The sequence below is a fragment of the Marinobacter sp. genome (assembly GCF_052094685.1).
Classification (GTDB): Bacteria; Pseudomonadota; Gammaproteobacteria; order Pseudomonadales; family Oleiphilaceae; genus Marinobacter.
Genome location: NZ_JBQDKB010000012.1, coordinates 37,800 through 64,550 on the forward strand (window position 1 = coordinate 37,800; position 26,751 = coordinate 64,550).

The 26,751-nt window shown below is 53.4% G+C and carries 21 protein-coding genes; 8 read left to right on the forward strand and 13 right to left on the reverse strand.

The features are described from left to right. The 3 genes from hisD to ACTH3S_RS04385 form a co-directional block, all read left to right on the forward strand. A partial coding sequence (gene hisD, locus ACTH3S_RS04375; RefSeq protein ID WP_441807805.1) for a histidinol dehydrogenase occupies nt 1-1,308 on the forward strand: 1,308 nt, incomplete at its 5' end. 223 nt (nt 1,309-1,531) lie between these two features. Continuing rightward, nucleotides 1,532-2,590, forward strand: coding sequence for a histidinol-phosphate transaminase (hisC, locus tag ACTH3S_RS04380; RefSeq protein WP_441807806.1), 1,059 nt, complete (start codon nt 1,532-1,534; stop codon nt 2,588-2,590). A 33-nt stretch (nt 2,591-2,623) separates the two neighbouring features. Beyond that, on the forward strand, nt 2,624-3,367 hold the full coding sequence (locus ACTH3S_RS04385; RefSeq protein ID WP_441807807.1) for a Nif3-like dinuclear metal center hexameric protein: 744 nt from the start codon (nt 2,624-2,626) through the stop codon (nt 3,365-3,367). On the opposite strand, the gene ACTH3S_RS04390 is transcribed toward ACTH3S_RS04385, so the two are convergent. Beyond that, nucleotides 3,368-3,796 (reverse strand): YhcB family protein, encoded by a 429-nt coding sequence (locus ACTH3S_RS04390; protein ID WP_441807808.1) that lies wholly within the window; start codon nt 3,794-3,796, stop codon nt 3,368-3,370. It abuts the gene before it with no gap. Nucleotides 3,797-3,990: 194 nt separating this feature from the next. Here ACTH3S_RS04390 and zapE point away from each other — a divergent pair, with 194 nt between their 5' ends. From zapE to ACTH3S_RS04410, 4 genes are all read left to right on the forward strand, one after another. Beyond that, complete coding sequence (gene zapE, locus ACTH3S_RS04395; protein WP_441807809.1) at nt 3,991-5,124, forward strand: cell division protein ZapE; 1,134 nt, start codon at nt 3,991-3,993, stop codon at nt 5,122-5,124. 281 nt (nt 5,125-5,405) lie between these two features. Then, nucleotides 5,406-7,262, forward strand: coding sequence for a DUF1302 domain-containing protein (locus ACTH3S_RS04400; protein ID WP_441807810.1), 1,857 nt, complete (start codon nt 5,406-5,408; stop codon nt 7,260-7,262). 33 nt (nt 7,263-7,295) lie between these two features. Next, nucleotides 7,296-8,657, forward strand: a complete 1,362-nt coding sequence (locus tag ACTH3S_RS04405) for a DUF1329 domain-containing protein (RefSeq protein WP_441807811.1) — start codon at nt 7,296-7,298, stop codon at nt 8,655-8,657. 168 nt (nt 8,658-8,825) lie between these two features. Further along, the gene (locus tag ACTH3S_RS04410) at nt 8,826-11,513 is read left to right on the forward strand and encodes a LuxR C-terminal-related transcriptional regulator (RefSeq protein WP_441807812.1); all 2,688 of its coding nucleotides are present in this window, start codon (nt 8,826-8,828) and stop codon (nt 11,511-11,513) included. Between the two features lie 36 nt (nt 11,514-11,549). Here the strand turns inward: ACTH3S_RS04410 and ACTH3S_RS04415 are convergent, their stop codons facing one another. The 12 genes from ACTH3S_RS04415 to pilB form a co-directional block, all read right to left on the reverse strand. Then, nucleotides 11,550-12,449 (reverse strand): acyltransferase, encoded by a 900-nt coding sequence (locus ACTH3S_RS04415; protein ID WP_441807813.1) that lies wholly within the window; start codon nt 12,447-12,449, stop codon nt 11,550-11,552. A 38-nt stretch (nt 12,450-12,487) separates the two neighbouring features. Then, nucleotides 12,488-13,411, reverse strand: a complete 924-nt coding sequence (locus ACTH3S_RS04420; RefSeq protein ID WP_441807814.1) for a glucosaminidase domain-containing protein — start codon at nt 13,409-13,411, stop codon at nt 12,488-12,490. Nucleotides 13,412-13,513: 102 nt separating this feature from the next. Continuing rightward, on the reverse strand, nt 13,514-15,706 hold the full coding sequence (locus ACTH3S_RS04425; protein ID WP_441807815.1) for a hypothetical protein: 2,193 nt from the start codon (nt 15,704-15,706) through the stop codon (nt 13,514-13,516). 146 nt (nt 15,707-15,852) lie between these two features. After that, nucleotides 15,853-16,413 (reverse strand): YfaZ family outer membrane protein, encoded by a 561-nt coding sequence (locus ACTH3S_RS04430; protein WP_441807816.1) that lies wholly within the window; start codon nt 16,411-16,413, stop codon nt 15,853-15,855. Between the two features lie 131 nt (nt 16,414-16,544). After that, the gene (gene yacG, locus ACTH3S_RS04435) at nt 16,545-16,733 is read right to left on the reverse strand and encodes a DNA gyrase inhibitor YacG (protein ID WP_441807817.1); all 189 of its coding nucleotides are present in this window, start codon (nt 16,731-16,733) and stop codon (nt 16,545-16,547) included. A 17-nt stretch (nt 16,734-16,750) separates the two neighbouring features. Continuing rightward, a complete protein-coding gene (locus ACTH3S_RS04440; protein ID WP_441807818.1) occupies nt 16,751-19,063 on the reverse strand; it encodes a response regulator in 2,313 nt (770 codons plus the stop codon). Nucleotides 19,064-19,155: 92 nt separating this feature from the next. Further along, complete coding sequence (tsaA, locus tag ACTH3S_RS04445; protein WP_441807819.1) at nt 19,156-19,899, reverse strand: tRNA (N6-threonylcarbamoyladenosine(37)-N6)-methyltransferase TrmO; 744 nt, start codon at nt 19,897-19,899, stop codon at nt 19,156-19,158. Between the two features lie 32 nt (nt 19,900-19,931). Then, on the reverse strand, nt 19,932-20,942 hold the full coding sequence (locus ACTH3S_RS04450) for a hypothetical protein (RefSeq protein WP_441807820.1): 1,011 nt from the start codon (nt 20,940-20,942) through the stop codon (nt 19,932-19,934). Nucleotides 20,943-21,036: 94 nt separating this feature from the next. Then, entirely contained in the window at nt 21,037-21,645 is a 609-nt protein-coding gene (gene coaE, locus ACTH3S_RS04455) for a dephospho-CoA kinase (protein WP_441807821.1), read from the reverse strand. A 5-nt stretch (nt 21,646-21,650) separates the two neighbouring features. After that, nucleotides 21,651-22,526, reverse strand: a complete 876-nt coding sequence (locus ACTH3S_RS04460; protein WP_441807822.1) for a prepilin peptidase — start codon at nt 22,524-22,526, stop codon at nt 21,651-21,653. A 91-nt stretch (nt 22,527-22,617) separates the two neighbouring features. Then, nucleotides 22,618-23,838 carry a type II secretion system F family protein gene (locus tag ACTH3S_RS04465; RefSeq protein ID WP_441807823.1) on the reverse strand — a complete coding sequence of 407 codons (1,221 nt, stop codon included), beginning with the start codon at nt 23,836-23,838 and terminating at the stop codon, nt 22,618-22,620. A gap of 2 nt (nt 23,839-23,840) precedes the next feature. Continuing rightward, on the reverse strand, nt 23,841-25,556 hold the full coding sequence (gene pilB / locus ACTH3S_RS04470) for a type IV-A pilus assembly ATPase PilB (RefSeq protein ID WP_441807824.1): 1,716 nt from the start codon (nt 25,554-25,556) through the stop codon (nt 23,841-23,843). Between the two features lie 398 nt (nt 25,557-25,954). Between pilB and ACTH3S_RS04475 the strand changes: the two genes are divergently transcribed. After that, on the forward strand, nt 25,955-26,449 hold the full coding sequence (locus ACTH3S_RS04475; RefSeq protein ID WP_441807825.1) for a pilin: 495 nt from the start codon (nt 25,955-25,957) through the stop codon (nt 26,447-26,449). The last annotated feature ends 302 nt before the right edge of the window (nt 26,450-26,751 follow it).

The following is a 26,751-nucleotide window of genomic DNA, read 5'->3' on the forward strand; positions in this document are numbered from 1 at the left end:
ATGACCGTTAACATCAGGCGATTGAACGCATCCCAACCTGACTTTGACAGTGAGTTGGCCAAGCTGCTGGCTTGGGACGACAGTGTTGATCATCAGGTGAACGAGTCAGTGCGCCATATCCTGCATGAAGTCAAAACCCGCGGTGATCAAGCCGTTCTGGAATTCACGGAAAAGTTTGATCGGCTGAAGGTTGCCAGCGTTGCAGAGCTGGAAATGAGCCAGAGCCGATTGCAGCAAGCTTTGGAGGCCATTCCTCATGATCAGCGCGTGGCGTTGGAGCAGGCTGCGGAGCGGGTTAGGGATTACCACGAGCGGCAGAATCAGAAATCCTGGCAATATCAGGACGAAGACGGCACCGTGCTGGGCCAAAAAGTAACGCCGCTGGATCGTGCTGGCTTGTATGTGCCCGGCGGCAAAGCTGCTTATCCGTCCTCCGTTTTGATGAACGCTATTCCGGCGAAAGTGGCCGGAGTGGGCGAAATTATCATGGTGGTTCCCACTCCAGATGGTGTGGTGAATGATTTGGTATTGGCTGCCGCTGCGATAGCGGGCGTCGATCGCGTATTCACCGTAGGTGGCGCTCAGGCCGTCGGCGCTTTGGCTTATGGCACAGAGACCATTCCGGCCGTGGATAAAATCGTCGGCCCCGGTAATATCTTCGTTGCCACCGCTAAGCGCGAAGTCTTCGGCACTGTTGGCATAGACATGATCGCCGGTCCCTCAGAAATTCTAGTGATCTGTGACGGCAAAACCAACCCGGATTGGATCGCCATGGACTTGTTCTCCCAAGCTGAACACGACGAACAAGCCCAGTCCATTCTGATCAGTCCAGATGCAAGCTTTCTGGACGCTGTAGAAGCCAGTATCAACAAGCTACTGCCTACCATGGAGCGTGCCGACATTATTCGCACGTCTATGACCGACCGTGCAGCCTTGGTTCATGTTGCCGATCTTAGTGAAGCGGCGAAGGTCTCAAACCGTATTGCGCCTGAGCACCTGGAGTTGTCCGTAGAAGAACCGGAAACCCTGCTGGAAGAAGTTCGCCACGCCGGCGCTATCTTCATGGGCCGCTACACAGCCGAAGCGTTAGGCGACTACTGCGCTGGCCCAAACCACGTGCTGCCTACCAGTGGCACAGCTCGGTTCTCATCGCCGTTGGGCGTTTACGATTTCCAAAAGCGCTCCTCCATTATTGGTTTCAGCGCAGAAGGCGCGGATCGGATGGGGCGGGTTGCATCGGTGCTGGCAAGAGGTGAGGGGCTGACTGCCCACGCGAGGTCAGCGGAATATCGGATTAAAAACGATTAGTTTTCGGTTTTTGCCTGGTCAGCTCCCGGCGCTGCGTTGTACCTGCCCCCGAGCTCTGATCAGAATGCGATGAATATATCACCACAGTCTGCAGGAAGTTGGGGCGTAGTATCCTCCGGGAATGTCGGAGGCCATGGACGGCCGGAGACAAGCGCACATGGATGTGCTCGTAGCGGTTCCCGGAGGATACTACGCCCCAACTTCCGTCCCATCGGAGCAAAAAATGAGTAAATTCTGGAGTCCTTTGGTCAGCAGTCTGGTTCCTTACGTGCCCGGCGAACAACCCAAAATGGCTAACCTGGTTAAGTTGAACACCAACGAAAACCCATACGGCCCCTCGCCAAAAGTCATCGAAGCCATACAGGCCGAACTCAACGACAGCCTCCGCCTCTACCCAGATCCGGAAGGCGAAAGCCTGCGGCAGACTATTGCCAGCTATCACAGCGTAAAATCACAACAGGTATTCCTGGGCAACGGCTCAGACGAAGTGCTGGCGCACATATTCCACGCCCTGTTCCAGCACGGTCAGCCGATCCTCTACCCAGACGTAACCTACAGTTTCTACCCGGTGTACTGCGGCCTCTACAGCATAGAAGGCAAAGCGGTACCCCTAACAGGCAGCTTCGAAATCAACCCCGAAGACTACAGGCAACCCAACGGCGGAATTATCTTTCCCAACCCTAACGCGCCAACGGGCCGCTACCTTGGGCTTGAGCACGTAGAGGAAATTCTTCAGGCGAACCCGGAGCGCGTTGTTGTTGTAGACGAAGCCTATATCGACTTCGGCGGCGAAACTGCCATCAAACTTGTTGATCAGTATCCCAACCTGTTGGTTTGCCAAACGCTCTCAAAAGCCCGTTCATTGGCAGGCCTTCGTGTCGGCTTCGCCATCGGTCATACTGACCTGATCGACGGTCTCAATCGGGTTAAAGACAGCTTCAATAGCTACCCTTTGGACAGGCTTGCACAGGCTGGCGCAAAAGCGGCCTATGAAGATGAGGCTTGGTTCCAGAAGTCTTGTGCGGGAGTTATTTCCGAGCGAGAGCGTGTGGCTGGTGCTTTGAGTGAGCTTGGTTTTGAAGTGCTGCCATCCAAAGCTAACTTCATTTTTGCTCGTCATAAAGAGAAGCCTGGTGAGAGCCTGGCGAAAGAATTAAGAGAGCAGGGCATTATTGTTCGCCACTTCAACAAGCCAAGAATCAGCGATTTTTTGAGGATTACCATTGGTACTCCCGAGCAGAACGACGCGTTGATTTCGGGCCTTCGCGCCCCGCTCGCTTAGCTTTCGGTGATATAGGCATCTGGAGGAAAAGATATGGCAAACCGAGACAACATTCTTGCGAAGATTAACGAGTGGCTACAGCCTGAAAATTTTCAGGACTATTGTCCTAATGGTCTGCAAGTTGAAGGCAAGAGTGATGTAAATACCATTGTCACTGGTGTAACAGCGTCTCGGGCATTAATCGAAGCCGCCATTGCCGCAAACGCCGACATGCTGATAGTTCACCATGGTTACTTTTGGAAAGGTGAGGATCAGCGTATCCAGGGTATGAAACGTGATCGTCTGAAACGGTTGCTGGATAACGACATCAACCTGGTTGCTCACCATCTGCCACTAGATGACCATCCCGAATACGGCAATAATCGCCAGCTAGCGGACATTCTCGGTATCGAGAACCCACGTCCGTTAAACGGTTTGGTTTGGGAAGGAGAGCTTCCCGAAGCGATGAGCCCGGAAAAGTTCGGCCTGCACATTGCCAGAGCCCTCCACCGTGAACCGTTAAGAGTTGGCGACGGCAAAGCTGAAATCAAGCGGGTAGGGTGGTGCACAGGCGCAGCGCAAGGGTTTATCAACACAGCAATTGATGCAGGCCTCGACGCCTACATCAGCGGCGAAATCTCCGAACCAACCACACACACGGCCAGAGAGTGCGGTATCCACTATTACGCCGCAGGCCATCACGCAACCGAACGGTATGGCGTAAAGGCTCTGGGCGCTGCGTTAGAAAACCAATTTGGTGTAAGCCACCGGTTTATCGATTGCGATAATCCAGTCTGATCATGCCTCGGCGGCTTTATCGCCTTTTTTGAGCCCGAAGTCTTCAGAAAGAGTACCAGAAGTCTTCGGGGCATAATCCCGGGGCGGCTCAGCGCCATCGCTGCTTACCTCTTCAAGGCGCTTGCTGGACGTTTCCTCAGCCAGTTCGGCCAACCACTCCTCGTCATTGCACAAGCGATTCGCTCCACGAGCCATGTGCTGGTTCACATCGCGGTAAGCATCATTAAACCGGCGCAGCAAATGGGCCGACTCCATAAAATGCTCATTCACTTGGGCCTGATAACGTAGGTATTCGTTGCGTACTTCCTCAGACTGCTGCTCCGCGCGGCGCTGCCGCAGGGAAGACCCCTGTCCAGAGCGGCCAAAGAATGCCCCGATGGCAATGCCAATAATGAGTGCGGCAATCGCTGCCAAAATCAGGTTTGTCATATGCTGTGTCGTCCTGTTGCCTAAAAAATGAGCCAAGCCATATTGAATAGTATAACGCCCGTAGCCTCGTCAGCCCATGCCTGAATGCTGCGCCAATCGTCTTATTGCCCAGCGGCCTCGGCGCATGGCGAAAAAACCGTAAATACGTGATAATACGCCGCCCAAAATCAACGAATAGACCCCGGGATTTCCTGATGACAGCTTCTATACCTTCTGAAACCACTGCGAACCAGACCCCCTGGCAGCGCTACCAAGAAGATCTTGAGCGCCCGGACTTTCATAAGGACCCCGCCCAGGTCGATGCGGTGCAGCGACTTCAGACACTCTACGATAAACTGGTGGAGGCGGAAAGTGAACGCGGCAAAGCAATGACCAAATTGCGGCGTAAGTTAAAAAAGGGCAGGGAAGAACCCGTTAAAGGCCTATATTTTTGGGGCGGTGTCGGCCGAGGCAAAACCTACCTGATGGACACTTTTTTCGAGTCGCTGCCATTTAAACGCAAAATGCGTGTGCATTTTCACCGATTTATGCAGCGGGTACACCAAGAGCTGAGAACGTTCAAAGGTGAAAAAAACCCACTGGATTTAGTGGCAAAAAAATTCGCCAAAGAAACCCGGGTGATCTGCTTCGACGAATTTTTTGTGTCGGATATTGGCGATGCCATGATCCTTGCAACCCTGATGGACGGATTGTTCAAGCGCGGCGTTACCCTGGTTTGCACGTCCAACATTATACCTAATGGTCTCTATAAGGATGGTCTTCAACGGGCGCGCTTCTTGCCAGCCATCGCGCTTGTAAACAAATACACCGACGTGGTGAACGTAGACGGTGGCGTCGACTATCGCTTGCGAACCCTTGAACAGGCCGAGCTTTACCACTCTCCACTAGGTGAAAAGGCAGAAGCCAGTCTGCGTAGCAGCTTCGATGCTCTGGCAGTTGAAGCGGGCAAGCACAGCAAATCCATGGAAATTAATGGTCGCAAAATTCCTGCACAGGCCCACGCCGATGACGTGGTTTGGTTCGATTTCACCGATGTGTGCGACGGCCCTCGCAGCCAGAACGACTACATCGAAATGGCCCGTCAGTTCCACGCCATTATCGTGAGTAATGTGCCTGTGCTGGGCGGCGACAAAGACGATCAATCCCGCCGGTTCGTGAACATGATTGATGAATTCTATGACCGCAACGTGAAAGTCATCATCTCGGCCGCAGCGCCCATCACTGAGCTTTACTCTGGCGGGCGCCTGAGTTTTGAGTTTGAGCGCACCGAATCTCGTCTTCTGGAAATGCAGTCCCAGGAATATCTAGAAGCCCCACACAAAGCCTAGAAACGGCAAAAAACCATCAAAAGCAAAGTGGTTGCATCCAGAATAGTTGTCTATAGTTAAGCCGTGCGGGTAAACCCGGCATCGATCGGGGTTCTGAACGGGCTGTGAGCGGGTAGTGAGAGCAAAATCATACTTTTGACTGATCAAAGCCCTAGACAGCGTTAGCTATAGTGCCTACATCACGAGCACTGTGCATGAAGCCTCCAACATATTCGTGAATACCAATAATCAGAGCAGCGACTCAGAATAACGACTCAGAACAACAATGGAGTAGCCTTCCAATGACAAGAAAAACCCATCAATGGCAGCGTTGGACAAGAATACCGCTTGCTGTGGCCGTGGCAGCTGGCATGTCTGGCCAAGCGTCTGCATATTCATTTTACGTCGGGGATGTGGAAGCCCAGTTTAACACCACGCTGTCTGCAGGCGTCGGTTGGCGTACGCAAAATCAGGATAAGGGTTTGATAGCCCAGGGCAACCTTGGCCCGAGCTACGCTCCGGGTGGGACGAATGAAAATATCGGCTCCTCAACAAATAACTATGACGACGGCAACCTTAACTTTGATAAAGGTGACACCTACTCCAAAATCGTCAAGGGCAACAGTGAGCTGTTCCTGAACTATGACCTTAACGGCGACTATCTCACTCGGGTTGGCGCTCTGGTTCGTGGCCGTTACTGGTACGATTTCGAGCTTAAAGATGAGCGCCGTGCGGTGGACGATGTAGGCCAGCGTCGCTCCCTGAACAGCAGGGCAAAAGACAATGCCTCCGGCGGTGAAATTCTTGATGCTTACGTATTCACCGACTGGTATTTGGGAGATGTTCCCCTAAGTGTCCGGTACGGCAAACAGGTGCTGAGCTGGGGTGAGAGTACTTTTATTCAGGGTGGGATAAACACCATCAACCCAATTGACGTTCCTGCGTTTCGCGCGCCTGGTTCTGAATTGAAAGATGCGCTTCTGCCTGTTGAGATGCTCTATATGTCGGCGGGTGTGACGGAGAACATTACTCTTGAAGCGTTCGTACAAACAGACTGGGAGCCGGTTCGCCCAGATGATTGTGGTACCTTCTTCTCTACTAACGATTTCACCTCAGATGGTTGCGGCGATATTCTTGCAGCCGGTCAGCTGCCGGATTCGCAAGCGCTGGCGCAGGGCTTCGTAATACCTCGCCTTGGGGATCAGGAAGCTGACGCGAGGGATCAGTTCGGTGTGGCTATGCGTTGGTACGTGCCAGCCCTGAATGATTCTGAGTTTGGTTTCTATTATATGCAGTACAACAGCCGTTTGCCCTACGTGAGTGGAACGGTGAAAGAGGCTGGTGGACAGTTTCCCTCGTACTTCATTGAATATCCAGAGAATATTAATCTCTACGGCATTAGCGTAAATACCAATACGCCGGGCGGTTGGTCTTTGGGTGCTGAGTATTCCTTCCGAGATAACGTGCCTTTACAGTGGAACGCCTTTGAGCTGATCTATGGCGGAACCGGGCAGCTTAATCCAGTAGATGGCACGCCAATAAGTAAGCTCGAACAGCAGCGTCTTAAAGAGCTTGGCGCTCTTAATCCCGGTGACAAGGTATCGGGTAACGACCGCTTCGGCGTGTCTCAAGCTCAATTTACGTTAATCAAGTTCTTCGATCAGATAATGGGCGCCAGCCGGGTGTCTCTGATTACAGAGTTTGGTGCAACCTATGTCCACGACCTTCCAAGCCTAGATGAAGCCCGTTATGGCCGCTCAGGCACATATGGCCTTGGCACTGTGCCAACAGAGGACGCAAATGGAAACATTGTTGATGCTTGTCTCGCCGTAAACATCAATGACAACTACTGCACCAACGAGGGCTTTACCACAGATTTCTCTTGGGGTTATCGTTCCCGTTTAGTATGGAGCTATCCAAACGCTATTGCGGGCATCAACCTGTCACCTCAGTTGGCTTGGAGCCACGATGTCGAGGGCTACAGCCCGCAGCCTGGCGGTAATTTCAATGAAGGCAACAAGGCCATTGGTATCTCCTTGCAAGGTGTTTATCAGAACAAAATTACCGGCAACATTGGCTACACAAACTTTTTCGGCGGCAAATATAATGAGCTGACAGACCGCGATTTTGTGAGTGCCAGCGTTTCTTACTCATTCTGAACCGCCAAGAATTCGTTTAACGAGGTAATTTAAATGAAACTAAACAAGAAACTACTGGCCACAGGCATACTGACGGCGAGTCTCTTTACAGGCCATGCCTGGGGAGCAGTTTCTGCCGAAGAAGCGGCCAAGCTGGGTGATTCCCTAACGCCCATGGGCGCAGAGCAGGCTGGTAATGGTGGTGCGATCCCCGCGTGGACCGGCGGCCTGACCACGCCGCCAGCTGGCTATAAGGGCGACGGTATCTATGTAAACCCGTTCCCGAACGAGTCACCAAAATTCACGATCAACCAAAGCAACTTAGCGGAGTACGAAGATAAACTGTCTCCGGGACAGGTTGCGATGATCAAGCAATACCCGGATTACGTTCTGCCGGTGTATGAAACCCATCGTACGGGTGCCTACCCGCAAGGCATCATGGACGAGACGGTCGAGAACGCGACCAAAACAGAACTGATCAAGAACGGCAACGGTCTGGGCAATTATCAGAACGCGACGCCTTTCCCTATTCCGCAGAACGGTCTCGAAGCTATCTGGAACCACATTACCCGTTATCGTGGTGGTTCGGTTCAGCGTAACGTTGGGCAGGCAACGCCTACCGCGAGTGGCGCCTATTCTATTGTTAAGTTCCAGGATGAACTGACTTGGAGAAGCTACCTCACGGATTACAAACCGGGCGAAGATGCCAACGTACTGTTCTACTTCAAGCAGGCAATTACGGCCCCGGCGCGGTTGGCTGGTAACGTACTGCTGGTTCACGAGACTATTGATCAGGTAGCAGAGCCTCGTCGTGCTTGGGTATACAATGCCGGTCAGCGCCGTGTTCGTCGTGCACCTCAGGTAGCCTATGACGGGCCGGGTACAGCGGCCGATGGTATGCGTACGTCTGACAACTTCGATATGTTCAACGGCGCACCCGATCGTTACAACTGGGAGCTGATTGGCAAGAAGGAAATGTACATTCCGTACAACTCCTACAAGCTGGTCGACCGCGATTTGAGCTACGACCAAATCGTCAAGGCGGGACACATCAACCAGGATTTGACCCGTTACGAGCTTCACCGTGTGTGGCACGTGCGCGCAACCTTGAAAGAAGGCGAGCGTCACATCTATGCTCAGCGTGATTTCTATATTGATGAAGACACCTGGCAGGCGTCGATCGTTGACCATTACGATGGCCGTGGTGAGCTTTGGCGTGTAGCAGAAGCTCACGCGATGGAGTTTTACGACCAAGTTGTTCCTTGGTATGCGGTTGAAACCCTGTACGACCTGCTGTCTGGTCGCTACTTGGTTCTAGGCTTGACCAACGAAGAAAAAGATCCGTATCAGTTTGGCGTTCAGCGCCAATCCAGAGATTACACGCCGGCGGCCTTGCGCCGTGCGGGCACCCGTTAACGGGTAGATAAATCTTTCAGACACGGCGGGCTTCGGCCCGCCGTTTTTGTTTCTGTGATAAGAAACCGTCACTGAATAAATACCTTTCACGTCAAAACTTTGCAGCCAGCCCCTCAATTAGTTTAACCTCCCTGTAATACTAAAGGCGTATCCGATACAGGGCAGCGTGTGAAATCATTTTATGATGGCTATGCAGCCAATGACGAGTTTCAGTCTGCAAACAGCGGGCTCCAACGGGGCGAGCTTGTAAAGGATCTGCTCAAGCAGAGGCTGCAAGCCCCGGCTGTGCCGGCACACTCGTTGGCGCGTCCGCACCTGGACGCTTTGATTATTGATGCATTAACTCCCCGCGGTGTGCTTTTTGTCGACGCGCCTTGCGGCTATGGAAAGTCCCATGCGGTGGCGATGGGGGTTCGCGCGGCAGGAATCGGTGAAGAAAGTGTCCGTTGGCTGCAGCTTAGCTCCCAAGATAACGCGCCCACCCGTTTTCTCAGCCTGCTTTCTGTAGCGCTGGATATTCCAGAATCGTGCGAAAGCAGCCTGCAGGGCGGCGCCACATTCCTTGATGCCCTGGCAATCATGCTCCTTGCTTTGAAAAAGACAGCGACAGAGCGCAAAGCTATTCTGGTTCTGGACGGCCTTCACCACATCACAAACCCAGCTGTTATAGCTCTGCTACAACAGTTGGTGGCAGATATCCCGTCCCATTTCTCGGTGGCGATGCTTTCAAGGCAAGCGTTGCCTTATGAAACCCACGCTCTGGAGCTGGAAAACCGGTTTACCCGCATAGGCACCGAGAAGCTTGAGTTTAGTCGTAGTGAAACCTTTGAGTTTTTCCGGGATGTTTTGAGCGATCAACAGTTAACCACCGTGGCTATTGATCATCTATACGATCTCACGGAAGGCTGGCCAACGCCGCTTGCACTCTATAGACGAGATATTCTGCAAAGCTCTGACAGGCACGCTGTTTCAGAAACCCCCGGCGTGGAACGATTTCTAAAAGAGTCTGTATTGGGCAGCCTTACGCCCGGTCAGGTGCGTTCTTTGAGAGCCACCTCGGAGGTTGGGTTGTGCTCCGATGAGTTGCTTCTTGCACTTGAGTCCTTGGTTCCAGACGGCATTCTGCTGCCATCTGAAGCCTGTGAGCGAGGGTTGCCCATAAAAGTCATGCCGGGTTGGGGCCGCTGGTACCGGCTAAACCCGTTATTGATGGAGTGGCTGAGAACACCCGTAATGGCTAGCTATACCGATCGAATGCTTGCAGCCAGTCGGTGGTTTGGCAGCCGTAATCAGTTTCCTGAAGCGCTGAAATACTCATTGCTTGCGGGCGACACAGAAGAAGTTATCCGAATTGCTTCTGAGGGCTCCGAGGCGTTGTTGCTTGGGCAAGATACTGCCTCATTGCTGCGCTTGCGCAAAAGCCTTCCGGCACAGCTCCTTGAGCGCAGCCCCAGGTTAAGGATTGTTTACAGCTGGGTGCATGCCATTGGTGGTCAGTTTCGGCAGGCGCTGGCGCTGATTGATGGCATGAAGGATGAAGAGTTCCAAGAGTACGAGGCGCGTATTTGTGCCCTCAGAGCGTTTATTTTGCGCGGAGAAGGGCATGTCTTGCCAGCACTGGATATGGCCGATCGAGCCCTGGCCGGCGGCGAGTTTTCACCCCAGGGTCAGCTTATTACCCAAATGGTTCGTGCCAGCGCACTGTGTGCGTCCGGACGTTTCCCGGAAGCCCGGGACGCCAATCGCGCAGCCTCTCGCTTGGCGAGAGAGGCGGGCGATTCAGGTTCAGAAGCGCTAGCAGTGTATGCCCATGCCCGGATAGAGCTAGGCAAGGGTGCACTCAAACATGCAGAGCAGCTTCTACGAACCGGCTTGGATACCGTTATACAAGAATTGGCTCGCCCCGCCCGCATAGGGGAAACACGGCTTCAGTTGAACCTGGTGTTGGTACTCTGGCACCAGGGGCGCTATGCCGAGGCAGATCGATTGTTAGTGAGCTGTGGCCGTCATGCGGAGCAGGCTCGTGATTTGGGCTTGTTGTTGGCCATGTCCATTAGGGTATTGATGTGTCGCTCTCAAGGCCGCCTGGAAGACGCCTTTGTTTGGGTAGGAAGAGCGGAGCGCACCATGCACACCTGGCAAGTGGATGAATCCCTCTATGTGCCCGTGCTGGAAGCGCTGAAAGCCAGCTGCTGGCTGGCCCAAAATCAGCTTGAGAATGTTGCCCAGTCTCTTGCAAGACTGCAGCCATACCGGGAAGCCGGCTGTGTGCCAGAGCTATTTCCAATGATGCCTGGGTTGTTGGATTGCCTTCAGGTTCGCCTGGATCTCGCCCGGGGTGAAACCGTAAGGGCCAGAGAAACCCTCGCAAACTCCCGTAGGCGCTATGGTGAGGCCATTCCTTGGGGCGTGGATCTCCATATGAGGTTATTAGATGCCATACTTGTCAGCGAAGACAAAGGCGTGGTGGCCGCTCAGAAAAAGCTCTTGGCCGTGGTAGCCGAAGCAGAAAAAGAGCACTTCATCAGCCCGTTTGCCGAACTGAAGCTTGAGCTTGGAGAACTAATGGAAAGGGCATACGGTCAACTTCCCGACACGCCATTTCGGTCGGCCTTGGGTCAGCTTTTCGGCATAACCGGGAAGGTCTTGCCCGCCACACTGGCCGAGCCAATCAGCGATCGCGAGCAAAGCGTGTTGGAACTGATCGCCAAAGGGCTGTCGAACCAAGCGATTGCGGACCAGCTCCATATCTCACTGCATACGGTTAAAACCCACGCCCGGCGTATAAATGCCAAGCTAGAGGTGCGCTCCCGTACCCAGGCGATTGTTCGCGCCCGGGAGCTAGGGCTGCTGTAGCGGCAGGCGTTGAGGCAAAGCAGGTTAAACCTGCTTTTAATCTTCGTTTTTAATGGCTTCGATGCGGGCGTCTTTCTCAGCCCAAAGCTCGCTTACCCAACGCTGAAATGCTACCCGGGTTTCTCGGTTGTTTTCGTAATCCATTCCCAGAAATTGCGGCGGAATTTCCCGCACCCGGATATCAATCACAATTCTACGGACACGCCCGCACAGATAATCCCAGATACCCACAGAGTGCTTTCCAGGGTACACAATCGTAACATCCAGCATGGTATGCAGCATTTCGCCCATGGCGCCAAGAACAAACGCAGTGCCGCCCGCTCGGGGCTTCAGCAGGTGCCTGTAAGGGGAGTTCTGGCGTGCGTGCTTAGCTGGAGTGAAGCGGGTGCCTTCCATAAAATTGAAGATGGTTACCGGTGTGTAGCGGAACTTTTCACACGCAGCCTGGGTTGCAGCCACATCTTTCCCCTTCAGCTCTGGCTTTTTGGCAATCTGCTCCTTGGTGTGGCGATGCATAAACGGAAAGTCTAGCGCCCACCAAGCAACGCCTAGCAACGGAACCCAGATAAGCTGCTGTTTCAGGAAGAATTTGAGCAGGGGGATTCTGCTGTTGAGTACGTATTGTATGGCAGGTATGTCGGCCCAGCTCTGGTGGTTGCAGGTAACGAAATACCAATGTTCGCGGCTGAGGTGTTCTGCGCCCCGCACATCCCACTCGAGCCTGTGCAAGGTGTCCATCACCTGGTTGTTGAACCCTATCCACACCCGGGCGATGGTGTTTAGTACCACTGTGCAACCCTTTCTAACAGGGGTAAAAGGAAGCATTAGCTTGAGTAGTGCAAACAGTATCAGGAATGGGAAAAGTACAAGGGTATTAAGTACCACAAGCAGAGCCGCCAGGGTCCCCTTCAGCGGCGCAGGCAGAAAATCAAACATACGGAAAAATCTCTGATTATCAGTAGGTTAATCGGCAGTCAGCCTTCAGTGGCAGTGCTCTCGCTTTGGCCGGGGAGTAAAGTCTGCTCGGCGCTTGCTGATGCAAGACTTTTCAGATGCGAGGGGCTGAGGTCGCTCAGAATGTCCCGAAATTCAGTGTCGTAGAACGCCAGATTGTTATAGCGGATCATTGATCGAATTTCATCAACATATTCTTCGCCGCGCTCTGAATAACTGATAAGGCCGCGGGCAAGAGAGAGGCCAGACAATGGATCGCCTGCTTCTCGGTCATCCAGGCGAGTGTTGCGCAGAACCTTGTAACTGCCGTGCCGGTTCAGGTTCTGTATATAGGCCCGAACAGAGTGATAGGGTGACGGGAACGCCGCCACTTCATGACTGGCTCCCTCAACGCGGCTCTGGGGCACCAGGCCGCAGCCTTTGGTGAAGCACCATTGGCCAAACAGGTTGTTGCCTCGAGTGGCGAAGCGCGAGGTTCCCCAGGCCGACTCGTTGGCGGCTTGGGCCATAATTAGAGAGGGCGGGATAACGTCTAAACGCTTTTCCAGAAGCGCAAACTGCCCAGGGCTGCCCGGTTCCTCATCCACACGCAAACGCTTGGATTGAGCCGCCAGCCAGGTGTGTTCCTGCTTCGATAATGTGTCTTTTTCGGTAAGGCTATCAAGATAACCCCGTTCAATCAGAATGCGGGAATTGGCAAGCACAATGCGGGGGTAGAGAAATGAGAAGAAAGCTGCTTTCTTTTCAGTGGTATCTCCGTAGCCCGAGAAATCTGGCAGAGCCTCCCGTGCCCATGCGGGCAAGGGTGGTAGTGAGCTTAGCGCGGGTTCAGAGCCGGAGTTGTTGTCACCAGCCAGGCGTTCTGGGGGCTCGTAAAGCCCACCCCCAATGGCGAACGCAACCAGGGGAACAACCAGCATCAGCGAGCGCATTGCAACACACATAAAACCTCTCATCACTACCTGTAGAAGTGCCCGGAAAGCCTATACATTCGGGCGATGTGTTCATGATTATAACAGGTTGTACGAGAAGGATTGCCTTACGGGTTATGGCAGTTGAGTTGCAATCAAAAGCCCCAGCCGTTCTTCACCGTTCAGCACCTCCTGGTATTTGAGGAAAAACTGGCTTTGATCGGCTGTTACAAAGCCTTTCAGTGACAGGTTTCCGGTGCTGAAACCAACCTGCCCATCGCCGTTATCAGTGTATGTCAGGTTTGCAGCCACTTGGCCCAACTCTGGCGGAGCGACGGTTTCGCTATCAACGGCATGGAGTACCTCTAGCGTATCGCTGGCAAGGCTCGCCGTACTGCCCGAGAGTTCCAAAACGCCGTTGTCTAGATGAACAAGCCGGTTGAAACCATCTTCCATACCCAGAACAAAGCCTTGAACCCTATAGCGTCCGGAGCTTGGAGCCCCAAAAGGGGCTTTCTCTGCAGCAATGAGCAAGCCATCACCAATGATACCGCTTGAGGAGCCAGCGTTGGCCAGATTAAAAGCCAGTAGCGAGCCATTTGGCACACTGGCGCCGGTGCCTAGATCTGGTTGGCTAAATGGCCCAGCCGGGCTGTCAACATCTAGATTAAGCCGGCCAATGTTTTTGTTCCCCGAGCTTAGGAGAGCCGTGCGAGGGGTTATAATCCAGCTGTCAGAGCGGTTGCCCCCATTGCTCACAGAAACGGCGCCTGAACTGTCGCGGCTCAAAGTGGTAAATGTCTGGGCCTGGGTAATAGCGCTGTTGGTGGAACCTGAGCGTATCTGCCAGTCGCCAGATCCTGCCTCAACCTGCATCGGTGTCGCAGTTTCCGCAAACCGTGTGGCGAGGTAGACCGTATTGTAATCACGACCATTCAGAACGCCTGCATCGAAACCCTCTTCACGCAGCAGGTTAAGCTCCAGCGCTGAGAGGTAATGAGCTTCCAGTGTCTCTTTCCGCGTGAGCTTGCCCTTTTCCGGTTCCAGCTCAATGGCTTTGCCGGCACTGAAATAGCCAGCTAGCGCTCGATCTGGGCCCTGATTGGCGTCGCCGGCTCCTCCCGTATAGGCATTCAAGAAGTAGGGGTTACGAGTCCAGCCAATGGTTCTGGCGCTATTTCTCCCGGTAATGCTTTGATAAAGCGCGCGCCCCGCCAGTAAACGAGCGTTATCATCCAGCGTGGCGGCACCAGGTGAGGAAGAGTGCGTGTTCAGAGCCCAGGTATCTTCATCCCGGGTAAAGAAATCATTGCCTCGCTTGTGAATCAGCGTTTTGCGGTCGTAAGGAATCTGTGTCGCAAGAGAGGTCACCATGATGTTGAAAATATCAAAGCTGGCGAGTGTTAGCCCCGGGTATCGATAGGCTGGCTGATCACGGGTGCCTGTTTGCTCTTCGCGCCCTAACCGTACGCCCCATTGGCCAGATCCGGTAAAGCTGTTTTCCAGAAATGTCTGCCCCAGTTCCACGCCCAAAAACACCGAGTTGTAGTCTGCCGAATTGGCTGAGATGTTCCCCGAGGATTGGTCGTCGAGCAGAGCGTAGCCCGCCATTGAGGCTACATAGCTGGCAAAATCCTCACGTTGGGAAAGTATCTTCAGAGCGCTGGCAACACTGGCGTTGGTTGGAATATCAATCTCGAAATCGTGTACCTGGTCGGCGAGGGTGGGCCAAACGTATTTGTTGAGACAAAGAGCGTTATTGGTTTCTTTAACACAATCCAGAATGCGCTGATACTCGCCGGGGGTATACTGCGCAAGGGTGTTGCGCACCAGGTACTCAGAAAACGGATTAATCTTAATATCCTGGTCTGCATCGGCTGCCAATGCCCGCATAGTGGCGTTGCCATACTGGGCCTCAATAATCACATTTGGCGCCAGGGGCAACCCCTGTTGAAATTCAACCAGGGTAAATCCGTTATCGTCTTTGCGGGTGGTCAATGCCGGGGTGCCCAGGTTTTGCAGGCTTCTGTCTGTTTGATAAACACGGATGGTGTCTGGCTCAACAATGCGAAGGTTGCGCCGCGTTAGCTCGCCGCTTGGCGCCAGGTTGCCGGGAACTTCCATGGTAATACGGACTTCATTGGCCGCAAGCCCGCCGTTGCTACCGGAATCGCCGGTACTGCCCGGGCTGAAATCATCCACTGGGTTTTTGCTGTCGGCAAAGCTGTTGGTTTGGTTGCGGGCACCGTCAATGGCATCCTCGCCACTTCCGCAGGCGGTGATCAGCGCAATACTGGAGAAGAGAAGTAACCCAAGATTCAGTCGCATGTATGTCCGTCCGTGCTAAAACGTCGGTAAAACCGAGTTGAAGGTATCGGAGGCCAGTCTAGCAGTGCGGGTTTTGGTAAAGCGTGAGGAAGGGCACGAAACGGGCGCCTTAAGAAAACGCGCCCGTTTCGGAAAATCGAACGGGATTAGAAGAAAATCTTCATGCCCGCCATAACACCTTCATCCAGATTAACATCTGCGCTGGAGCGGCCATCCAGCTCAGTATTCAGGTACCGGTAGCCGGCAAACACCTCAGCATTGCGAATAACCCGGTAGTTGGCGCGCAGCTCAACGCTGGTCATATCGTCAGAATCACCAAATGAAAGAATGCTTGGTGCGTAGTGTAGGCCACCGGTGAATGACAGGCCTGGCGCGCGAGGAATGTTCACGGTTGCAAAGCCGCCCAGCCCCACTGCGCCGCCGTCAAAATGGTCTTGCTCATAGCCGATGGCGCGCACACCGATGCCGGCGGTAGTGGGCAGATTACCCAGTGCAGTGCGGCCCTGAGCGTGAAAATCCACGTTGCCAATATGACGGCTGCCTTCATGGTAGGTATAACCGGCACCCAACTGAAGATCGTTGTTGTTTCCGAAGAAGTTTACCTGGCCCTTTACAGAATCGTTGGTCAGGCTCAAGTCTAAGTCGCTTGCGAACACTGGAGCAGCAGCCAGAGAAAGAACCAAAACGGAAATACGGGATGCTTTCATTGTTTTACCTTCTTGATTGCGGTGCTAATAATGAGGCGGATGTTAACGGGCTATTAGGGGGTACCACAACTTACAAGCGTGTAAGGCCGCTGTAAGATTGTGGATAAAACCATGCCGATATACCCACAGAGTCAGTGCTGTGTTGTTTCGCCGCCTTGATCAAGATCGTCTGGCGACGCATTCTCCGCCGGAACCCGATATTCCTCGTTGGCCCAAGCACCAAGATCAATCAGCTTACAGCGGTCTGAGCAGAAAGGACGCCAAGGATTGGTGTCTGTCCATTCCACGGATTTCTTACAGGTGGGGCATTCTACGTTCATGTGAACCTTTAAAATCGTTAAACAGGAGCTTTTGCGGGAGTGCCGTGGGCGTATTGTTCCAGAACAGCCCGTAGCATTTCAATATTGACAGGCTTGGCCACAAAAGAATCCATGCCGGCACGGCGACAACGCTCTTCATCTTCTTCCATAGCGCTGGCGGTAAGCGCCACCACAGGTACCCGCGAGCGCCTGTGAGTGGCTTCCCATGCGCGAAGGCGCCGGGTGGCTTCAAAGCCATCAACTTTAGGCATCACGCAGTCCATAAAAATGAGATCAAACGGATGCCACTGCCACAGGCTGGCAGCCGCCTCGCCATCATTGGCGGTCATCACATCGCATCCCAGTTTCTCCAGCAACCTGCGGGTTAGCGTGCGGTTTACAGGGTTATCTTCTACCAGCAGCACTTTCATGCGCCGAGAAGTAAGCTCGCGGCGTTTCTCCGTGTCGCCGGTGGTCTGCAGAGAAAACCGTGTGAGAAAGCGCCGATCGTCCTTTTTGGCGTCCTCAAAGAGCTGGTTCAAAATAGGGGTAAGGCAGGACTCCCTCAGGGATTTACTGAGAAACGCATCGGCGCCGGCCTGGCGAAAGTGTTCTGCATCGCCACGCTGAGGGTTGGACGAGAGGATAAGAAGGCGCATGTCCGCCCATAATGGGTTGCCACGAACCTGGCGGCACAACAAATCACTGTCCATGTCTGGTAAAAAGCCGTCGAGAATGATGGAGTCAAACGGCTCATTGCTGTCAAACGCCAAGCGTAATGACGTGAGCGCTTCGCCAGCCGATTTAACCGCCTCAATGTGAACCTTGTGGCGCGACAGCATTTCCAGCGTAATCTTGCGGGACAGCTCATAGGAATCCGCTACCAATACCCGCTTGCCCGTCACCATGCGCGCATCCGGGCGCACTCGCGATGTGCTTTCCGGAGCCGTGGGAAGCGTTAGCTCAACCCAAAAAGTAGAACCTTCACCGGGCCGGCTTTCCACATCCAGCGAGCCCTGCATCAAATTGACGAGCTGGCGGCAAATGGTCAGCCCCAGCCCAGCCCCGGGCAGTTGGCGCTGAAATCTCTGGCCCAGCTGTACGTAGGGTTCATACACCAGAGGAATATCTTCCGGGTTGATGCCAATGCCCGTATCTTCCACTGCCAAACGCAGGCGAACCTTTTCATCCCGGCGCCCGAGCACTTCAATGCTGATCAGCACATGCCCGGAATCGGTAAATTTGATGGCGTTGGATACCAGGTTAAGCAGCACCTGGCGGATCCGCACAGGGTCCCCCCGCAGGGCCCAAGGCAGCTCCTCATCAATACGTAATTCCAGTGCCAGGCCTTTTTCCCGGGCACGCCCGCCCAGCATGTGCACCAGATCATTCAGGGTTTCCCGCAGGTCGAAAGGAATATGTTCAAGCACCAGCTTTTGCGCTTCCATGCTGGAGATGTCCAGCAGGTCGTTGATGATGGACGAGAGACCCTCTGAGGCGCTAAGAAGGGTGTGCACGTATTCCCGTTGCTCTTGATCCAGCGGCGTGTCGGTAAGCAGGTTCGCGTAGCCAAGAACCGATTGCAGAGGGGTGCGCAGCTCATGGCTTACGTTGGCCAAAAACTGATTTTTAGCGCGATTGGCCCGTATCGCTTCATCTCGCTCACCTTGTGACTGAATGGTGGTCTGCCGCAGCGAGCGAGTATCTTCCAGTATCTGTAAGCGCATTTTATTAAGAGCCTGCTCAAGCTCTGACAACTCATCGGGGGTTTTGGGTGCTTTGCGCTTTAGCTGCAACGGATCCACCAGTGCGTCCAGGTTCAGCCGCGCGGCGTAATCAGCCATGGATTCCAGGTGGCGTGAGAGTGTAAGGCGAACAATCACCATCAGCCCCAGCGTGCCCAGCATCACCATAATCGACTGGAACAACAGGTTGATCAGGGCGCCATTGCGAAGCTCTGAATACACCTGCTCAATCGACGAGGTAATGGTTAGGCTGCCCATGTTTTCCGGGTCGCGGTAGGTGGAACGGTTGAACACCAGTGGGAAGGTCTGTGAAATAACCCGGCCTTCCGGATAGCTACCGGTGCTGAACTGTTCGCCGGTAGAGGTCACAACTCGGGCGTACTGAATCGCCTTCACTGTGCGCATGTCATCCAGGCTATTGGCTACCTCGCTGAAGTTCATCAGCCAGATGTTGTTGCTCATGCCACCGGAGACCAGCCCCGCAGCTCTTTGTTGGGTTTCCTGAAGATCTGATTTGCGGCGCTCAAACTCACCGATCATCTGCACGCCGGTGGCTACCAGAGAGATTACCAGACTGAACAGCAACACGTAGACAAGCAGCCGCATCGCGAGCGGCCGAATACCCACACGCGTGAGAAACCGGTTTGAAGGCAAGGCACAAATTCCCTGTGTCGACTACAAATTCATCAGACGGAAGTCTAACAGACCGTCAGCACTTCGACACGTTTCCTTGAATCATCGTTTACAAATTGGAAACGCACATTCAGATCATAGAGGTGAACGCCGTAAATGCGCTCTTCATCACGGCCCCGCCGGAATGAGGGGCGAGGGTCGTAACTCACCACATCGGTAATCAAGAGTTTCAGATCTGGGTATTGTTCTGGTGGCAGGCTAGCCAGCTGCGCTTCAGCCTCTGGCAGAAAGATAACCTCTAGGCGTTCAGTGGGCGCGGTTTCGGCCCAGCCCAGAGCTGCATCGGGGACGGAGTCGGAAAATGGCAGGTAAGGTTTGATATCCAGAATCGGCGTGCCATCAATCAGGTCGTGGTCGCTAATCTGCAGGGCCAGTTGGCCCTCTTTGCGCACAAGTCCTTCATTGCGAACCACAGACAACCCAAGACTGTTGGGGCGAAACGGGGAACGGCTGGCAAATACGCCCATTTTTTGGTTGCCGCCCAAACGAGGTGGCCGAACAACCGGCCGCCATTGTGCCCGCACGGCTTCGTGAAACTGAAAGATCAGCCACAGGTGACTGGCCGTTTCCAAACCCCGGAAAGCATCTTCCCGATTGTAAGGCGACTGAATAATAAGATCGGCCCTGGCATGCCGGGTGAGCCCCGGCTGCCGTGGCACGCCGAATTTGTCCTTAAAGCAGGATCGGGTAATAGCAATGGGTGACAGAGCCAAAGCATCTGCGGCAGGAATAGAATGATGTCTGGGCATAGGCCTTAATTTACGGTATGCGTGTATGAGTGCTAAAAGTCCGGGTTAATCCTACCGGAAAAAAACATTTCTACACGAAAAAGCATCGAAGCCTGGTCTTTAAAGCTTTTTTCCCTGGGGAAGGTTAGCGCAGGAATCACCTCAGCAAACAACCAGTCACTGTGCAGCCTGTAGCGCCAGGTAAGGTCGGCAAATGCCGACCTGGTGCGCCAGCCGGGCTGGCTCTCACCAAGAACACCAATACGCGGAGTGAGGGTGGAGCGATTGTTGAGGCGCTTGTCGGTACCGAAAATCTGCGCGGCCTCAAATTGTTTGTCACTGTGTACCCACTCCAGCTCCGAGGAAGACCAGAACCGCCACCCATTACCCACATACCGGCTGGCACTGAACCAGGTTCGGGCACCCCAGCCATCCTTGTGATAATAATAAAGCCGCTGCTGCGCACGCATGGCCCAGCTGGCGCTAGCTTTCCAGCGTTTCTCCGCTGTCGTCCGCCAGAAAGCGTCCGGAGGAAGGTGCAGGCGGGCGCCTATGTCATTGGATAGATTGATGGCATCGCCGATTTGCGAAATATACCGAAAAGCACCGGTTGTTTGAGTGTCTGTACGTTCGGGCTCCGTTAGCTGCCGGTCGCGCTGGCGTTCTGCCAAGGGAATCAGTTCATCACTTTCGCTTTCGATAACCAGGCGCAGTTTGCGTTTGGTGGTGGGGATATCCAGCCGAAACCGCACTTCTGGCTCAAACTGGGCAGGGTCGCCATACTCAGATTCAGTCGCGAAGCCAACGCGCAAATAGCTCTCGTTATTGGGGAGGTTATGGGCCTCGCCGGAGAGAGTCCGATCCGCCCACTGCCCAAGGGCCTGAACCTTTGGCCCCTGAATACGCTCTTGGCGCAAAATGAAGTTGCTGAAGCTCAGCCAATAGGACTCTCGTGGTTCTGCCCAGTGCTCGTCTGGATCAAACGTATAGAACGACAGCGGCAGCGTTTCAGGCACTAGCGTGTCTGACAGGGAATGCTCCTCAACCTCAAACACCGGGTCCATACCATAACTGTTAGAACTGATTCCGAAGAGAGAGCTTGTAATGATCCAAGTAAATGCGAGGCCGTTCCTGCAGCCATACCTAAGGTAGAGCGGCTTAACCAAAGTCCACCATGAACACTTCATGTAACGTGCAAACCTCGGTTAAAACCCTATCTGAGGGCTGGCTGTTATCAATCACGGCATCTGCCCGGGCAAGTCGCTGTTCCCGGGGCATTTGAGCAGCAATAATACGCTCTACCTGTTCGCGGGAATTGGTATCTCGCGCCATGGTGCGCGCTACCTGAACATCCACCGGCACATCCACTACCAGCACCCGTTCTGCCAGTTGGTGCTGGTCGGTTTCTAGCAGCAGGGGAGACACCAGCAAAACATAGGGCAACGTATAATCGTGCGGGTGAAGCTGGCGAACGATCTCCTCACGGATAATCGGGTGCAACAGGCTTTCCAGCCACACCCGCTGCTCTGGCTGCTCAAACACAATTTGCCGAAGGCTTGCCCGGTTCAACGCCCCGCCATTCGTGAGAATGTCTTTTCCAAAATGATCAGCAATCGCGGCCAGCGCCGGCGTGCCCGGCTCCACCACCTCACGGGCCACATCGTCTGCGTCCACCCAATGCACGCCCAAGCTGCCGAACTGCCGTGCAACCGTGGATTTGCCCGACCCGATTCCGCCTGTTAAACCTATAACCACCTGATCAGCCAAACCTGTCAAACTCCCAACAGCCCATACCAAAACGCCTGAATTTCAATCCCAAACCACAAACAAAGCAACCCGGCAGCGGCAAGGTAAGGCCCAAACGGAATCGGCACCTCCCGCCCGTGCTTTTTGAAGACCATTAGGCTGATACCCACCACGGCCCCCACAACAGAGGACAGCAAAATAACCGCAGGCAGCAACTCCCACCCAAGCCAGGCACCCAAAGCAGCCAGCAGCTTGAAATCACCATGGCCCATACCTTCTTTGCCCGTCGCCAGCTTGAACAGCCAGTACACAGACCACAAAGAAAGATAACCAAAAACTGCCCCGGCAAACGCGCTGTTAAAATCGCCCAGATAGCCGAAATAGCTCAACAACAGCCCAAGCCACATCAAGGGCAGGGTAATGCTGTCTGGCAATAGCTGCGTGTCGAAATCGATCACCGTAAGCGCAATCAGCGCCCAAACCAGCAAGAGCGCCAACAAGGTCGATTCGGAAGGGCCACCAATCACCACAGTGATTACCGAAAACAAAGCCGTTACCGCCTCTATAAGCGGGTAGCGAATAGAAATGTGCGTGTTGCAGCCGCTACACTTTCCACCAAGAAATAGGTAGCTGAGAACGGGAATATTCTCCCAAGCCCGAATTTTATGACCGCAGGTAGGGCAGGTGGAAGCAGGGCTGGAAAGCGTTACTGCTTCCTCCTGCTTACGTTTGTCCTGCGCAACTTCCAAAAACGCCTCACACTGGCAACGCCAATCCTGATGCATCATCTTTGGCAAACGAAGAATCACCACATTGATAAAGCTGCCAATGCAGAGAGAGACAAGTGTAATGGTGAGGTAAAAAAGCCAGGGGGTCGAAAGGAAGATATCTAATGTAGCCATTCAAAAACTCTAAGTGATTCTTTTTTATCTATACTCCCCTCTCCCCCAGCGGGAGAGGGGGAGGCGGGCCTGTAGAAACCCGAATGCCTGTCTAAACAACCTGCCCCATCTGAAAGATCGGCAGATACATAGCAATAATCAAACCACCCACCAGTACACCCAGCACAGCCATAATCATCGGCTCCATCAGCGCAGTCAGGTTATCCACCATGTCATCAACCACCGCCTCATAGTGCACAGCTACCTTCTCCAGCATTTCATCCAGGTTGCCGGATTCCTCACCAATGGCCGTCAACTGCACTGCCATCACCGGAAACACATCCTGCTGCCGCATAGAGGCCTGCAACTGAGTACCGCTAGAAACATCGTTCTTAATACGCTGAATGGCATCCCGGTAAACCGCATTACCCGTAGCACCCGCCACCGAATCCAGCGCATCCACAAGCGGAACACCCGCCGCAAAGGTGGTAGACAAAACCCGCCCGAACTTGGCCACCGCCGATTTATCGAGAATTTCACCCACAACAGGCAGTTTAAGCACGTATTTATCTACAAAGTCCGAGAACTTCTGTGACCGGCGCTTGGCTTCTTTGAACAAGAAGATCGTACCCACAATGCCTAGGAGCACCACAAACCACCAAGACTGCATCCAGTCAGATAGCCTAACAACCATTTGGGTAAATACAGGAAGCTCTGCCCCAAAACCCTGGAACAGGCTCTCAAACTGTGGAACAACCTTCACCAAAAGAATGGCAGTAACCACAATCGCGACTGCAACAACGGCAATCGGGTAGGTCATCGCCTTTTTTACTTTTTTCTTCAGAAGCTCGGTTTTTTCAAGATAGGTAGCAATTCTGTCCAGCATCGTCTCAAGCGCACCGGCCTTCTCGCCAGAATCCACCAGGTTGCAGTACAGGTTATCAAAGTGTTTGGGATGCTTTCGCAGGGCGCCCGCAAAGCTGGTGCCTGAGGCAATATCATTCCGGATAGACATCACCAATTCCTGCAAGCCTTTGTTCGCAAGGCCGTCAGAAACTATGTCGAAACTCTGAACCAATGGCACACCCGCTTTCATCATTGTTGCCAGCTGGCGGGTGAGCATAGCAATATCAAAGGGCGTGATTTTCTTACTGCCACCACCAAACAAAGGCTTAGGCTTCTTCTTCACTTTGTCTGGAATAACACCTTGTTTACGTAGCTGGGCTTTAACCAAGGCCAGGCTAGACCCATTAAGCTCGCCCTTGGATTTATTGCCTTTACGGTCTTTACCTTCCCAAATATACGATTCCAGCTTTTGCGCTTTCTCTGCCATGCTTAATCCTTCGTCACGCGGTTGGCTTCCTCAAGGCTCGTTACGCCTTCCATCACTTTAAGAAGTGCGGAATGGCGCAAGTTCCGGAAGCCTTCGGCCTCAGCCTGCTTTGCAATTTTGATGGAGCTGGCTTCTTCCATAATCATGCTTGCCAGCGTTTCAGTAACCTTGACCACCTCGTAAATACCAACGCGGCCTTTATATCCACCATTGCATTTATCACAGCCCTTGGGGTGGTACAACTTGAACCCTGTATCAATTTGTTCCTGTGTGAACCCCTCGGTCAAAAGCACGTCTTTTGGGACATCTCCCGGCTGTTTGCACGCACTGCACAAGCGCCTGCCCAATCGCTGGGCCACAATCAAACTTACCGACGTTGCAATATTAAACGCCGGCACGCCCATGTTCATCATACGGGTAAGGGTTTCTGCAGCGCTGTTGGTGTGCAGGGTAGACAGAACCAAGTGCCCGGTTTGGGCGGCCTTGATGGCAATATTGGCTGTTTCAAGATCCCGAATCTCACCCACCATGATCACATCCGGGTCCTGTCGCAGAAACGCCCGAAGCGCTTCGGCAAAGCCCAGGCCAACCCGGTTGTTCACGTTAACCTGGTTAATGCCTTCCAGGTTAATCTCCGCCGGGTCTTCCGCCGTGGAGATGTTGATATCCGCCGTGTTAAGGATATTCAGGCCAGTGTATAGCGATACCGTTTTACCAGAACCCGTAGGGCCGGTAACCAAAATCATGCCCTGTGGCTGCGCCAGCGCATCCATGTACAGCTTCTTCTGGTCTTCTTCATAGCCTAGTGCGTCGATGCCAAGCTTGGCCTGGCTGGGGTCCAGAATCCGCAGCACAATCTTCTCGCCCCAAAGCGTAGGCAGGGTGTTCACCCGGAAATCAATGGCCTTGGTTTTAGACAGCTTCATCTTAATCCGGCCATCCTGGGGCACCCGGCGTTCCGAGATGTCCAGTTGCGCCATAATCTTTACCCGGGCAGAGATCTTCGGCGCCAGCTTAATGGAAGGCCGCGACATCTCCTTAAGAATGCCATCTGTTCTGTAACGTACCCGGTAGGTTTTTTCGTAAGGCTCGAAGTGAACATCCGAAGCGCCGCCGCGAATGGCGTCCAGCAGCATTTTGTTCACATATTTTACGATGGGCGCGTCGTCTACCTCATTTGGAGCAACCGCGCTGTCATCGTCTTGGTCGCCGCTTTCCGTCTCCACGCCCTCCAAATCTGCATCGTCCAGATCACCCATGGAGGAGTCTTGGGATTCCAAGTATTTGTCGATGGCTTCCCGCAGCTTGGCATCGTCTACCAGAATCGCATCGGTACTCAGGCCGGTGTTGAACTTGATCTCGTCCAACGCCTGAATGTTTGTAGGGTCCGACACTGCAATAAAAAGGCGATTGCCACGCTTGTAAAGAGGGAGTGCGTTGTGTTTTCGCACCAACTTATCGTCTACCACGCCCTCTGGCATCATTTCTGGCAGAAAGGATGAGAGATCCAGAACGGATACCCCAAACTCCATCGCCGCAGAAAAAGCCAGCCGAGAGCTGTCTGCCAGTTTGTTCTGAGTGAGGTACGTGATCAGCGGAATGCGGTTTTGGGATGCTTGAATGAAGGCATCCTTGGCGGTTGCTTCATCAAGGAGGCCGTCCTCTACAAAGCGCCGGGCCAGGCCGGTTAGGGTGATGTTGCTTTTGTTGGTAGCCATAAACTGAGTAAAGACTGCTGCCTAAGTGATTGAAAAGGGTATTTCGTCGGTTGCAGAGAGTTTAGATGGCTGGTCTGGGTTTGGAAAGGTGTGTGGCCGAATTGCAGTTGCCAACTCGAGTTGGGTTTCTGGGTATAGCTGGATGTGACAATAAGGGGCGAGTGACAAATATTGTCACCGAATGACAGAGTGCGGCTCTAAGTTTATTTCGAAGACATGTCGCGTTGGAAATGAAATGTAGATCTAGGTGATTGATTAATATCGCGTAGCCTTCTGCAGCCATAACTTGGCACGGGCGATGCTTGGTAATCTTCAGGCTCAAAATACCGGTTACGGGGCAAAGCTCCACCGGCCCCGGGCCATTTAGAGTTTCTTAACGACAAATGCAGAGGTCGAATATGAAGAACATGAAAATCAATCACGCCCAGGCGGGTTTCACATTGATCGAGCTGATGATCGTTGTTGCGATCATTGGTATTTTGGCTGCAATCGCTATTCCGCAGTATCAGGATTATACGGCTCGCTCTCAGGTTAGCAGAGTTGTGGCGGAGATATCATCAGTTCGTACCTCGGCTGAGGAACTGCTCAACCGAGGTGTTACGCTATCAGCAACTACAGGGGGCGACGGTTACGTAGGCTTCAATGTTGAAAGCTCAGATCTAGTTGGAGTTGGCACTGATGCTGCCGATGCTGCTGGATTTACAATTACCAACCCTGCCGGTCCGGCCGTAGTGCTGGTTGCCCAGCTTGGAGGAAGTGCAAATGCCGTGGTCAGAAACGCAAAAATTAATTGGTCGCGTTCGGCCAGTGGCGAATGGAGTTGCTATATAACTGATGAGCCGACCGATGGCTGGAAAGACAGTTTTGCCCCGAGTGGTTGTCAGCCGTCGTGAACTTGAGCTGATGGACAGTTTGTGAATCTTTGAGTCACAGCTCAGCCCTTAAAAGTCCGGATGCGTAGCTTCCGTAATATTCATGGCTATGACTAAGGACAGGCACAGCTTAGCCTGACCTGATTTCCAAAGGCCCTGCGGTTTCGACCCCCGGGCCTTTGTTGTTTTTGGCATAGGTGGCTTTCATAACGATCATGGACAAAAACGATCATGGACAGGCACGCATAGCCTGACCTGATTCCCTAAGGCCCGACGGTTTCGACACTCGGGCCTTTCGGTCATGTCAAGCCACACGTTGGGGT